7 protein-coding genes are annotated in these 13134 nt (G+C 47.8%); 2 read left to right on the top strand and 5 right to left on the bottom strand.

Features of this window, described 5'->3' with window-relative positions; all coding sequences use genetic code 11:
- The first annotated feature begins 24 nt into the window (after positions 1–24).
- Both KNP71_RS10345 and KNP71_RS10340 read left to right on the top strand, forming a co-directional pair.
- Positions 25–1920 carry a sensor domain-containing diguanylate cyclase gene (locus KNP71_RS10345; protein WP_029596190.1) on the top strand — a complete coding sequence of 632 codons (1896 nt, stop codon included), beginning with the start codon at positions 25–27 and terminating at the stop codon, positions 1918–1920.
- A 253-nt stretch (positions 1921–2173) separates the two neighbouring features.
- Positions 2174–2986 carry an IS30 family transposase gene (locus KNP71_RS10340; protein WP_214799873.1) on the top strand — a complete coding sequence of 271 codons (813 nt, stop codon included), beginning with the start codon at positions 2174–2176 and terminating at the stop codon, positions 2984–2986.
- Positions 2987–3158: 172 nt separating this feature from the next.
- On the opposite strand, the gene KNP71_RS10335 is transcribed toward KNP71_RS10340, so the two are convergent.
- From KNP71_RS10335 to KNP71_RS10315, 5 genes are read right to left on the bottom strand one after another with little or no spacing between them, the layout of a single operon-like run.
- On the bottom strand, positions 3159–5051 hold the full coding sequence (locus tag KNP71_RS10335) for a DUF2075 domain-containing protein (RefSeq protein WP_214799875.1): 1893 nt from the start codon (positions 5049–5051) through the stop codon (positions 3159–3161).
- 3 nt (positions 5052–5054) lie between these two features.
- A complete protein-coding gene (locus tag KNP71_RS10330; RefSeq protein ID WP_214799877.1) occupies positions 5055–6329 on the bottom strand; it encodes a TIGR02679 family protein in 1275 nt (424 codons plus the stop codon).
- Positions 6326–10420, bottom strand: a complete 4095-nt coding sequence (locus KNP71_RS10325; protein ID WP_214799879.1) for a TIGR02680 family protein — start codon at positions 10418–10420, stop codon at positions 6326–6328. Before KNP71_RS10325 ends, KNP71_RS10330 begins: the two co-directional genes overlap by 4 nt.
- The gene (locus tag KNP71_RS10320; protein WP_214830642.1) at positions 10417–11571 is read right to left on the bottom strand and encodes a TIGR02678 family protein; all 1155 of its coding nucleotides are present in this window, start codon (positions 11569–11571) and stop codon (positions 10417–10419) included. Before KNP71_RS10320 ends, KNP71_RS10325 begins: the two co-directional genes overlap by 4 nt.
- Positions 11568–13043 carry a TIGR02677 family protein gene (locus KNP71_RS10315; RefSeq protein ID WP_214799882.1) on the bottom strand — a complete coding sequence of 492 codons (1476 nt, stop codon included), beginning with the start codon at positions 13041–13043 and terminating at the stop codon, positions 11568–11570. The genes KNP71_RS10320 and KNP71_RS10315 overlap by 4 nt, the downstream gene beginning before the upstream one ends.
- Between the last annotated feature and the right edge of the window lie 91 nt (positions 13044–13134).

The raw sequence follows: 13134 nt of genomic DNA, 5'->3' as shown, positions 1-13134 counted from the left end.
CAAAAGACGAGTGGAGAGATAAGTATGGAAAGAATTAAAAAATTCCTTTTATTATTGTTTCTGATGGTGTTTACTTGTTTGACAGTTGCTCCAACTGTTAATTTTGCAGTTCATGGTAATGAGATAACAGCAAAAAATGGGGTACTTGATTTACGTGATATAAATTTTGAAGAGCACAATTATATAGAGATGAGTGGGGAGTGGGGTTTATATTGGAACAAATTCCTCAAACCAGAAAAAGTACCGGATAATCCCTCAACTTTTGTTTCATTTCCTCATAGGTGGATGGGTTCTGAAATGAACAATGAGACATTACCAGGTGAGGGACATGCCACATATACACTTAAAATAAAAGTAAATGAAGAGAGCTTATCAACTCATAAGGGCCTTTATGTACCGCTTATTTCGAATGCATCGAAACTATGGATCAATGGGAAATTAGTGAGTCAAATTGGTGAAATTGGTATGAGCTCAAAAGATGAACGTCCAACCTATAATCCACAAGTCATCACTCTTGATTTAGATAAGCCAGAATTTGATCTAGTTTTACAGGTTTCCAATTACTCTGCACGAAACGGTGGAATTTGGGGAGAGTTTTTATTCGGAAATGCAGAAGAATTAATAAGTATGGCTGAGAAACGAATGCTTAAAGAAATGTTTATTATTGGTGGTTTAACTATTTTCGGATTTTACCATTTTGTTATTTATATTCTACGTAGAACAGATCGAGCTGCTCTCTATTTTGGGATTCTTTGTTTACTAATTGCTCTTCGCTCGCTGATAGTCGGCGAGGTAGTTTTAACCGATCTACTCCCTAATTTCTCTTGGGAATGGCACAGAAAAATCGAATATTGGACGATTTCAATCGCGTTTCCAGTATTTTTATTGTTTCTTAATGCAATGTTTCTTAACTATATAAAAAAATCCATTTTACAAATGTCCTTTTTTATAAGTTTACTTTATTCTTTATTTGTCTTATTTACACCTGCTAAAGTTTTTTCGTATACGATTAACTTTTATCAACTGATCATGACAGCGATGATGTTGTATGTACTTTTTGAATTGACCAAAGCGTGGAAGCGAAATGTTCCAGGTGTAAAGGTTTTATTGATCTCAACCGTCATTTTTACTGGTACAGCCTTAAATGATATCCTTTATTACAATGAATGGATTCATACAGGTGATTTTACAAGTGTTGGATTATATATCTTTGTCTTTGCTCAGTCTATCGTTCTTGCTATTAAATATGCATCTACCTTTCAAAAAGTTGAAACCTTGTCTATTCGTTTAGGAGAACTAAATAACACCCTTGAGGAAAAAGTGCAAATAAGAACTTCTCAACTGGAGCGATCACAAAATGAACTAAAACAACTGAATCAGAAGCTCGAAATTCTTTCAAACATTGATACTCTAACAAATGTTCCGAATAGACGGTCACTCAACCAAAATTATGAAGAGGTTTGGGAGATGAACAAGGATTTATTGAAACCAATTACGGTATTTATGATCGATATAGATTGTTTTAAGCTTTTTAATGATACATATGGTCATCAAAAAGGTGATGAGGTACTAAAATTAGTCGCTCAATCATTGAAAAATAGATTGGATATGGTTGGAGGATTCTTTGCAAGGTATGGCGGAGAAGAATTCTTTGCTTTATTAGATGGGAAATCCGTTGAAGAAGCCGTTGATATAGCTAAAGATATGAATGATGTCATTCATAAATTAAAAATCCAACATAAAACTTCAACGGTTGCAGATACAATAACAATTAGTATCGGAATTGCCCATTCTACTTCTGCAAATCTAGTAGAAAAAGAGCAACTAATCAGTAAGGCTGACGAAGCTCTTTATCGTTCAAAACAAATTGGCAGAGATTCCATATCATTGTTTTATCAGAATGAAATTAAACATCTGTAAGTATCTCGATATTGTGGAGAAAATCTAACATAACAGACTAAATTATATTGGAATTCACAAATATATCCCATAATATCTCGCTTGAAAAAGCATAGAGTTTATGGATCTGAGCTTTTCCAAATCTCTATCCTAATCTTTATATGATGAATTATAAAATTAAGTGCAACACCTGAACGTGAACGCAAAAAAGCCCATAGCGACGGCCTCGTGTAGAATGAAGTTACCACACAAACATTCAGACGGAGGAATCGCTATGAGCTACACCCATCTTACCACAGCCGAACGCGTGAAAATAGAGACCTATCTGGAGCTCGGGATGTCCATCCGGTCCATCGCGAGACGGCTCGGGCGACAGCCCTCGACCGTCTCGCGGGAGATCAGGAGGAACCCCGGGTACAAGTCGGAACGTGCACAGGAACACTACGTGAGGGCGAAAGCGAACTGCGGCGCCAAGACGAAGCTCGACGAAACGATGCGTCGGACGATCATCAGGAAGCTGCGGGCGACCTGGTCCCCGGAACAGATCGTGGGGCGGCTCTTCGACGGAAGGATCGCCTTCTCGACCATCTATCGCTGGATCTACTCGGGGCTGATCGACGTGCCGACGACCGCGCTCCGCCAGAAAGGCAAGCGCCGGAAACCGGTGGAGACACGCGGGAGGTTCAACGTCGGGCTGTCCATCTCGAAACGGCCTTCGGAGGTCAGGGGGCGCCAAACGTTCGGGCACTGGGAGCTCGACACCGTCGTCTCCGGACGAGGGAAGTCGAAGGCCTGCGTCGCGACGTTCGTCGAGCGCAAGAGCCGGTTCTACCTCGCCCTGCCGATCGCGGACCGTAGCGCGGCCTCGATGGAGGGGGCGATCCACACGGTCCACGCCGCCTTCCCGGAGGGCACGTTCAGGACGGCGACGACGGACCGGGGCAAAGAGTTCAGCTGCCACGAGAACGCCAACGGCCTCCTGCGCGAGTTCTTCCCGAAAGGATCGGACTTCGCGACGGTCGGCCAAGGAGAGATCGCGGACGCGCTCGCCAAGATCAACGGGCGGCCGAGGAAATGTCTCGGCTGAAAGACCGCACACGAGGCCTTCGCGGAGGAAGTGTTGCGCTTAATTTGACAAACCGTCGCTTTCTAAAGACGCTAACATTAACGAAAAAATGTTTAAGGCATTAACACGACCCGTTTACGTTTACTTAATTGATCAATGTAAATTCATAACCAAAACGAAAGTGTAACTAGAGTCAGATTCCTCTAGTTACACTTTTGTATTCATGGCTAGTAGAATCTATTCGCTGCTTCATATACTTTTGCAATTCAGGATCGCAACAATACACGTAACAGCCCTTCATCCCACGAGTCATTAATGTTCGATACGTATTTTTCACGAGTTTTTCAAGAGCGTCCACTTCATTCTTCTTCGGTTTTGCAGGTCTTGCCCCGCTATCTTTGAATTCTTCCCGTCGCACAATCAATTGTCTTGATTGTGGATCATATCCTAAATCCGGTCCGATAATCACACCTGCGTATGTCATTTCTAATCCTTGTACTGTATGGATGCATCCAATTTGTTCTCTTCCATCTGGATGAATGGCCCAGTCCAGACGTTTTGCATCATTCCATGCCATTGCAAAATCATGTTCAGGAATCTGAACATCTGGAACAAGTTGTCCATCTATTCGTTCTTTCGTCCAACTCCATGCATAGCCTGCAGTCACACGACCATCACGTTTTGATACAACCTCATCCATCAATTGTTGTGGCGAATCCAACACTCGAATATCATATGATCCATCTAATTCAGTCGTTGCTTCATTATTAAAAAGTTCGCTTAACCATTGGATGTAGTTACCTGACCCGCCACATCGAAATTGAGAATCTAGTGTTAATTCATGAATAATAGCGTCTTGTCTCTTAGCTTCTTCTTTGATTAACGTATATGATCCAACGTCTTTCTTTGAAATCATTTGCTCATCGTCAATGAAGAAGACACTCATTTTCGCACTCCGAATAATTTGAGTCGCTTGATTCTCTCCTGCAATTTTCCGTTGCATATGTCCATGATTTTTCAAACGGTGTGCCTCATCACAAACTAATACGTCAATTTTATTCGCTTGAGTATCCACGTAAGAACCAGAACCTTTGAACATATCTCGAATTTCAATCATACTCTTTTGTCTTACAAGTTTTTTTCTCAAGACTTCTCGGAAAGCTGCATTCGGCGTAATATACTCGACTAATGCCTGTTCATTCACTAGTGCCTTTAGAGCATTTAAACCGATTACGGATTTACCGGTTCCCGGTCCCCCTTTAATTAATACAACGTGCTTCTCGTCCGTATGTAAAACGTGCTCAGTATAGATCGTTAAAATTTGTTCATAGGCTACTTTTTGTTCATCTAGTAATATGAACTCTTCGTTCCCTTCAAACATCAGATTTAACGTTTCTACTAATTTTTTGGAAGGTCTCAGTTTCCCGGTTTCAATTTCTCTGGCAATTTCTGCGCCTTTACCGGCCCCAACCCGCTTTGTGACGTAATCAGCTAAGCGCAAATCATCCATTTTGAAATAAATCGGTGCTTCCTTATAGTAGTGACTGTATCTATCATTCAATAAAGGTTCAGCTTCATTTTTTCTTGACCGAATATAATTATGTAAATAAGCACATGAATCAAGCGTTATATCAGACTCGGTCGGATCTACCGATTCGAGATAATTTTCTAAGTACCGTCGATACGATAAAGCTTGATACGAAGGGTGGACTGTCGATTGGGTTCTTCCGCGAAATGCGGTTTGGACAATACCGTCTCCGTCAGCAAGTTCCGCCTTCGTCCATTGCTTTAGTTCTACAATAATTGCATTTTTTTGACCATCTTCGTCTTTCCCCGCAATAATGAAGTCAATTCGCTTTTGAGTTGATGGCAAATTAAACTCAAGTAGAATATTTACATCATCAGGTATCGATTCTCCTCGAATGACTCGCATCATTTCTGAAAGTGAATTTTCCCATGAGGTCATTTCGGAAGCACTAACGCGTCGATTCATCTTTTCTTCAATGTTCTTACTAAGGACGTAACTAATTTCTTTTTCTAAAATATGTTCAACAAAAATATTTTTAGGTTCGTTGTAAATAATCATAGTTTACTCCTTTTTCATGTATAGTGTGGATACCATATTTCCTATTAACGCCTCCTGATACCCCGCTCTCCCTCGCCGCTTCATCTCTTCCACCACGTCTTGTAACTCAACATCCGTCACCCGATCTAGCTTCACCAATCGTTCCTCAGCCAACTCGACGTTCGACTCGGACGCCACGTAACTCTCCAAGTCCATGCACCAATAATCGAGCTTGTCGCCGTATCGTTCTTTTAACCGTGCCGCCATCTGCAGTCCTTCCGGATCGAAATCACCGGCGTATTTCAATTGACAACCCGATGCGACGAGCATATCAAGTAACCGATAGGCCGCAAGTTTGAACTGACCGTGTGTACAGACGAGCGGTGCATCTGGCACGTCATCGAGTAAGCTTGAGAACACACCGGAGTTCTCGACGATCCATACGGTATGTCCTCGGCTTGGTCTCACCCGGTCTACGTTCAACAGCTCACGCATCGGCACGTTCAAGACGCTATGCATTGCTGCCGCTCCATGCCACATTGCATGCTCCGTCCCCTCACGCTCCGCCGTCACATTCGCACATGTCACAAAATTAGTAATGTCGTCCCGTAACAACTTAAATTCCAACAACAAGTCGTTTACCCGTTCCGTATCGCTCGGTGGTGCTCCAATCTGTCCCCGTTTAATATGCAACGCATGGATGAGGAGCTTCCCGAGATCTGTTGTACGGTCGAACGCATGTGGATTGCCGAGGATACGTTGCCCGAACACTGGCAGCCGCTCATAATCAAGTGGCAACCGTTCCATCGCTTGCGACAGTTGCTCGCAAGACACGTCAAATTTATCCGTCTCAACCATCCGATTGATCCAGTGCGTGTCTGCCGTACGCCCCTCTAAATAAGTGAACCAAAACGTGAGGGTCGGATACGTCAGCTTGAGCTCACGAAAACGCTCCGCTCGCTGTCCTTCCATTTGGGCAAGCGCTTCTTGTTTCGTCACAAGCGCTTCTCCGAAATACGCCTCGAGCAACTCGAGCAACGTCACGCCTTCAAACTTGGTCGTCTGAAGTTTCTTCTCGAACGCTCGAAGTGTCACCGTCTTCTTCAACCGGATCGTTGCGACGTCTTCTCCGAAGAAGCGGGCAATCGCTTCAAGTTCATCATGTTTAAATGATTGAATCGAAACCGATCCACCAACTTTTCCGAGCGAGGCATACTTCTTCCGGAACTGTTCAAACAGACGCGAGAAGCCTGTCGATGCTTTGAAGTAGTGTACGGCTTCGTCGACTAACGACTTCATAACAACGTCTCTTCTTTCGCATGCCGTTTCTCGCCGTCCCACACGTAATGGAGGACGGTGACGTAGTCGGCGTTTTTCGGACGCAACAGCTCACAAATCGACAGCGACGAAATCGTATCGTAATCGCCCCACAGAATTTGCGAGTTCATGATATAGTCGAAGCCGAGTTGCTCGACAATCTCGAACATCTCACGGATGTTGTTCTCGTCGACTCCTGCGAACGCCTCGTCGAGCGAGATGATATACGGCGCAGTATCGGCCGCTTCTTTATATCGGGAATAACACGCTGTGAAGAGAGGGATGTACATCGCCATCGCTTTCTCCCCGCCGCTGAACTTATCGAATTTATTGTTCGTCAGCTCGCGCTTCGGTTCATTCGTTCGATCGAAGTACAAGACGAATGAGAACCACTTCCGGTAATCGAGCACTTCACGGAGCACTTGCAGGAGCGTCTGTCCGTCTCCGTCTTCTTTAATCATCCGCTTCGCCTTACTCAGTTTCGACCGGAAGTGGGCCGTGATCCGTTCGAAATCCTCGTCCTTCAACAGCTTCGCATCTTGTTTCAAGATATGGACCAAGTCTTTCGTATCGAGCTCTTCCTCGCTCTCCGCTGTACGTGGCCGCCATTTGATTGAAAACGTAAGCCCAGACGACGTGTTCCGGCTCTCCATCAACGCGTTCATTTCCCCCGTCCATTCTTCGGCCCGGCGGATTCGCGAGCGGAGTTTCGTCCCGACCGATTTGAAGAGGATTTCTTCATATAGTTCCTTATCACTCTCGTTCAAGACGCTCTCTTGCCGGGCGAACTCTTCCTCGACCGTTCGCTTGACCGCTTGCGGGCTCGCCTGTTGGCCCCGCAAGTCGAGCGAGATGATGCGGCGTGTCGTCTTCTGTTGCCACATCTCGACTTCTCGTCTGAACCGGTCATCGACGTCTCGCATCCACGCTTCAAGCGGCACTTCTTCGGTGAAGTTACGCATCCGGTATTCCATCAAATCATTTTGCTGGTCGATGAACGCTTTCGATAGATGTTCGTCGGCTTTTGAGGCGCTGTTCGTGAGTCGTTTCCCGTACATCGCTTCAACCGTTCGGGACAATGTTTCGGGATCACCCCCGTCTACGTCGAGTGAGACGATTCCTCGTTTCCACTCCGTTTTCAAGGCCGTCTCCCATGCTACTCGCATCTGTTTTGACAACGTGTGGCTATGTTGCTTCTCGTGCAACTTGTTCGCGTCCGCATCAAGTTGCGCCTGGCGCGTCGCGACAAGCTGTAACGATTGGCTCCGTTCATGTTCAATTCTTGCCAATTCAGCTTGGACGTTTTGGATTTGTTGACGGATGTCGTCAGCGCCCTCTCTCGCCAGTTGGTCCTCGATTTGCGCAATATTTTTTTGAACCCGGACCATTTTGTCCTCGAGCTCATTCAATTCACCCATGAGTTCGAGAATGTCTTCTTCCGCTTCCGCAAGGGCCGCCTCCATCGTGGCGAGCCGTTTGTTCGAGGCGACCGCGTTGTCGTGCTCCCGATGTGTGTCGAGTAGTAAATCTTTATAGCTCACCACCGCCCGCTTCGCTTGTTCAAACGCGGCTTGCGTCTTTTCTAGTTCGAACGGCTCAGCCAGTGTATATACCTCACGCTTCAACACGTTGAACCGCTCACTCGTCTGTTTCAACATGTCTTCGATTTGACGGCAACGTCGCTCCAAACTCTCGATCTCAAATCTGATCTTTTGGATTTCTTGATGACTCATCCGCAAATCCCGGTCAGACGGGAATGCCTCCCACGCCGCTTCAGCCGATTGGATGTGTTGACCCAACTCCGCCTGCTCACCACGTAGCGTCACGCGCTCGAGTTGAAGTTGTTCGATTTCGTGCTGTAACTGTTCAATCTTTGCTTCCCGATATCGTTGACGGGCAGTTCGCCCAAGGAAACGGACGTGTTCGACCGGTACCGCATGTCCGTTTAATTGACCGAGCCGATACGTCCCGTCTTCTCCGATGGACGTCTCGCCATCACCGATGAGGATACTGCGGAGCACGTCGTCGATTCGGTCCGAAGCAATTCCCGTATCTACTGGGCTCGGCTTCAAATAATCGGCCAACGTATGCGCCATCATCTGTGGCGCCGGCAACAAGACCCGGTCGTATGTGACGTCCGCCTCGGTGACGAGAGCGTCTAACATCCCGCTGTCCATGAGCGCGGCTTCAATCCGTTTTTGAACGTCTTCCTCCACTCCGTCCACGAACTCGACGAGTGCATATAACGGAGCGAACACGACGCCGTCGGCCCGCATCTGTTCCCGGGACGCTCTCGTCATCGGGTCGATGTCCGGTTCGGGATCGGTCTTCTTTTTCCACTCGGCAAGTGAGGACTCTATGTTTTGAATGTTCGTATCAATCACGCGTTCGGCCGCTTTCTTCGAGGCCGCTTTTTCACGTAGCCGGTTCTGGTAACCGACCACGTTTGGTCGAACGAGACGCAACACATCCTCATACGTTGACGGGTCATAGTCGTTTCGAAGTGTGCGCTCGATGTGACCCATCGTCTCCCCTTCGACACCAAACTCAGGATGCTCCTCGGTCCACCGATATACGTCTGCGAGATGACGCTCCAAGTCTTGGTCGAACGTCTTTTGCCAATCGCTCTGCTCGTGCTTTTTCTGATCACGCGCTTGTTGCTCGTCGGCGAGTTGCTTGTTTTCCGTTTGAAGTTTCCGTTTCGTCTCTTCGAGCGCGCGCATCCCTTCCGCCACTTTGCCGAGCCGTTCCATATGTTCCCCTACTTCGCGTTTCCACGTCAGGAAATCAAAGTCTCGATTCAGGCGACGATAATCGGCGACGTTCAACTCATGACGGTCGAACGCCGCCTGTTCTGCGTCGTACGCCATATCATCAATCAGGTCATCGATCGTTTGGAGTGTCGTGCGATGGACTACCTGTTCTTCGTCTTGCCGCTGTTTCGCGTCATAGATTTTTTGAGCGGTCTTCGCGCGTCGCTCGTCCTGCCGTCGATAATCAGCCGTGATGTGCTGTAACGCATCTACCTCTTTCTTCAACTCGTCTTCTAAGTTCCAAACTTTATGGGACGCCAAACGTTGCCTTTGACGCTCTGCCGTCGCTTTGTCTTGGTCGAGCTGTTGAATCAATTGCTTCAGCGTCTCGACCTCATGCGCCCTTGACGTCTGGAGTTCACGTAAATTTTCAAGCTCTTGCGCTTCCGTTGTCTCTCGTTCGGTCGCCATCCGGTACTCGACGGCGAGGTCGGCCACATGACGCTCATTGTACGCATCGTACGTACGGCTCAATTTCTGCAACGCGATGAGCTCACGCTCGAGCTGCTCGAGTTGTTGCTTCGTTTGATCCATCTGTTCAATCGTGTCGGACAAGTGGCGTAAGTCATCATCTGACAACGGTGGCAACGCTGCCTCGAGAATCTCGTAGATGACGGTCGGCCTGAAGTCTTTCGACAGTTTCGGGCTCCGCAACTGGATGAGCAACTTGATCAACTCTTCATAGGCATCGATTGACTCGAAGCCGAAGACGTGTTTGTTGACGAGCTGCATATACTCGCCTTGTGTCGTAACGACTTTTCCCCCATCCCCGATGACCCGTTCGAGCTCGACCCGTGAGTACGGGATTTTACTCGTCTGTGTCCCTTGGCGGTCGAGTTTATACAACTCGATGTCGATGTTAATGCGACGATTGTCCGTGATGACGAATCCCCAGAATTTGAGGGGCTTCCCACGCTTCGCTTGAAGCCCGATCCCGGTCGTCACATATTGATTCGTCTCGGCCTTCTTGTATTCGATGAACAAATAGCCTGTCCGCTCTTCCCGGTCGACGATTTCTTTCTCGCCGAGTAAATAGTCTTCCATCTTGCGCGCTCTCGAACCGAACGGGTCGAGCCGGTCCGGTGACTTCTTCCCGTCAAGTAACACGGGCAGGAAGCTCTGCATCGTCACGGATTTACCTGATCCGTTACTCCCTCGAAGCAACAGCTTCCCGTCCGAGAAATCGAACGTTTCTTCTGTGTAATACCAAAAATTAAGCAAGCCTGCTCGGTTCATTTTCCAGCGATTTTGCGCCCTCATTTCGTCAGCTCCTCTATAAATTTTTCTGGGTAATATCCAACGGTGCGACCGAACCCGGACTGGATGACAAGGATTCCTGAATCGGTCTCCACATATCCGAACTCCCATTCAAGGAGGAGCGAAACGAGTTCTGCCGCCACTTTTTTCGGTGTGTCTTCACGATATTGTTTTGCCCAACCCGGTCCCCACTCAAGCTGAACCGCCTCGACCATCCGCTCAAATTCGAGCAACGTGACCCGGATCTCGCCCATCTCGTTGACCGGCAGTTCAAGTTTCCTAAGATGACTTGCCACATGCAAAGCGATGCCCGTGATTCCTTTTTGATTCGGGAACAATGTGTAGCGCTGTTTTTGGTCAGGAAGGACGAGCATGGCCGCATTTTTGAACACTTCTAACCGGAACGGCGTGAACTTCTCGAACTCATCCCCGAGCCGGTTCCTGAAGTTACGGATATAGGCGAAGTCTGGATCGTCTTTTGACTCCCGATACACGATTGGCGAGAACATGAGCTTGCGGTATACGCGTTTCCGCCGCTCATCTTCTTTTTGACGGCTCCACTCGCTCGTCAAGATATCTTGAATCGTCTCGTAATTGAATAAGTCCTCTGGGTAAGACCGCATGAAATAGCGGGCATGGACGCTCACTTCGTACAACACTTCTTCCGTCTCGCTCATCGCGAACGAGTCGACGTCCCCGTCGACCGCACGAATCAACTTCAGCTCATCAAGTTGTTTGAGCGCGCGGACGAGCGATTTGCGATGACGGTAGTTCGTCCAATCGAGCGGCAAGTCTCCAGGGTACATCTCTTGAATGTCTTCCGTGATATGGGACAGCAAGAACTGCTCATCGACCGACTTGCTTTCTGTAAATGCGAGCGCGCAACAGAAAATTGCGTAGTCCATCGGTTCGGTGAACGCTTGGATGCCCATCCATGGCTTTGGGTCGACCGGGAGCTTCTCAAGTTTGATGAAATGTTGATGGACGATCAAATCAAAGCCGAATTTCTCGGTCACGTAACGTTTCAGTTGATGTTCACGTTCTCGGATTTTTTGGTAGATGGGCGGTTGCTCCGCTCGTAATACCCAAAACTGTTCGAAGAGGATTCCGAGCGCCTCAACCATCCGTTCATCTATTTTTGTTTCCTCACTCATGACGTCACTTCCTCATCGATGAAGTAATATTCCACGTTCGGCATCTCAAGTGTCCCGTCGGTCGCACGCAAGATGACACGCTCTTCCTCGAGCGTCACCCGCACGCGGCGGCCGTACTCCGTTTTGATGACCCGATCTTCCCGTACCATCGCTTTACCGAGCCACGACAGTAACAGCTTTCGCACATGCGGTTCGATGACTGGGAGCACCTTGATCGAGATGACGCCCGCTTCGATGTATCGTTCGATGGCTTCTTTCTCTTCTTCGAGTTGCTTTAAATGAAGTCGGCGCATCTCCGCAATCTTATCAGATCGGTCAATGATGGCCCCGGCTTTCGTCGATTCTTTAAATTTCGTAGTTCGTGGTTTCGTCTCGTGTTCGATTGGTGCCTCGTCCCACACGTCGACGTACATGTCGTCGGTCGGAACATGGTCCCCGTAAAGGTGACGCGTATGGAACACGCCGAACACGACCGATGACAGTTCATGGGCCGTTTCGATCGTCTCCATCCCATCGAACCACTTTGCCAAATGCTCGTAATCACGGCGCCGGCTCCGAAATTGTTGATGCCGTTCGCTCATGCGTTGAACGATGCGGGTGATGCGGCGGATAGCCTCGTTCGTCCGTTCTTGCAGACGTTCAAACTCGCTCTCGCCGTGCGTCGTCCCGAGAAACCACGCTCTCAAGTTACGCCACTTTTCGACTAAGTCGATCATCGGGTCCATGTCGTCTTCTTCGAATCGGAACGCCTGATGCTGATGCCGGACAACTTGTTGAAAGAACGGTTCGAGCCGCTTCGTCGTGAGCGACGTCAGCAAGTCCTGAATCTGCATCGCCGTCCGCTGTAACGCGATGATGAAGTCGCGCAAATACGTCGTGAAGCGGTCCTTATAGACGAGGAACGCTTCCGTCTTCATCTTGTCGACGACTTTTTCACTATGGATATAGGCGATATAGTCCGACGTGTTCTGCGTGATTTGACGGAAATAGAGCATGGCATCTTCCCAAAGCTGTGCACATTCGGCGTCGGGCTTTCCGTCTGCCTGAGCGATCGCGTCAAGGACGTGATAGAGCCGCTCGAACTGTGTCTTCTCGAGTGAGCCGCCGAAACTGTCACCGAGCTGCTCGAGTTGAATCATCATCCGCTCAAATTCGACCGTGTACGGCGTACATTGGTAGCGGAAACTTTTCTTTTTGTATTCTTCAATCGTCTTCGCCTTTCGGTGTTCTTGACTGGCAATCAAGTTGCCCCATTTGACGAGCGACTCTAAATCCTGATGCAATCCGTCCATCGTGTATTCTTGAAATTCTATGTATTGCTTCAAGTACTCATAAATCTCTTCCGGATATAAAAATTCACGCATTCGTTCATGCTGGATGTAGAAATAACGTAAAATCGGACGATAGCTCCATGCCTTCTCCGCCGTCAAATACGTCGCTTCTTTGATTTTCTTTTGCAGCCCTGGTTGCATACGGTTGCCCCTCTCTGTGTTCTCCATGATTAAGCATAATACAGATCCGTGAGAGCGGAAATAGACAATTCCTATTTTTGGAAGGTGATAA

The sequence above is a fragment of the Exiguobacterium sp. s56 genome, assembly GCF_018618255.1.
Taxonomy (GTDB): Bacteria; Bacillota; Bacilli; order Exiguobacteriales; family Exiguobacteriaceae; genus Exiguobacterium; species Exiguobacterium chiriqhucha.
Note: the sequence above shows the minus strand (reverse complement) of the source record. Positions and strands in the feature narration are given on the sequence as shown.

Excerpts from the sequence above, each read along its gene's own strand:
- KNP71_RS10345 (WP_029596190.1), top strand. The coding sequence starts at position 25 with ATGGAAAGAATTAAAAAATTCCTTTTATTATTGTTTCTGATGGTGTTT.
- KNP71_RS10340 (WP_214799873.1), top strand. The coding sequence starts at position 2,174 with ATGAGCTACACCCATCTTACCACAGCCGAACGCGTGAAAATAGAGACC.
- KNP71_RS10335 (WP_214799875.1), bottom strand. The coding sequence starts at position 5,051 with ATGATTATTTACAACGAACCTAAAAATATTTTTGTTGAACATATTTTA.
- KNP71_RS10330 (WP_214799877.1), bottom strand. The coding sequence starts at position 6,329 with ATGAAGTCGTTAGTCGACGAAGCCGTACACTACTTCAAAGCATCGACA.
- KNP71_RS10325 (WP_214799879.1), bottom strand. The coding sequence starts at position 10,420 with ATGAGGGCGCAAAATCGCTGGAAAATGAACCGAGCAGGCTTGCTTAAT.
- KNP71_RS10320 (WP_214830642.1), bottom strand. The coding sequence starts at position 11,571 with ATGAGTGAGGAAACAAAAATAGATGAACGGATGGTTGAGGCGCTCGGA.
- KNP71_RS10315 (WP_214799882.1), bottom strand. The coding sequence starts at position 13,043 with ATGCAACCAGGGCTGCAAAAGAAAATCAAAGAAGCGACGTATTTGACG.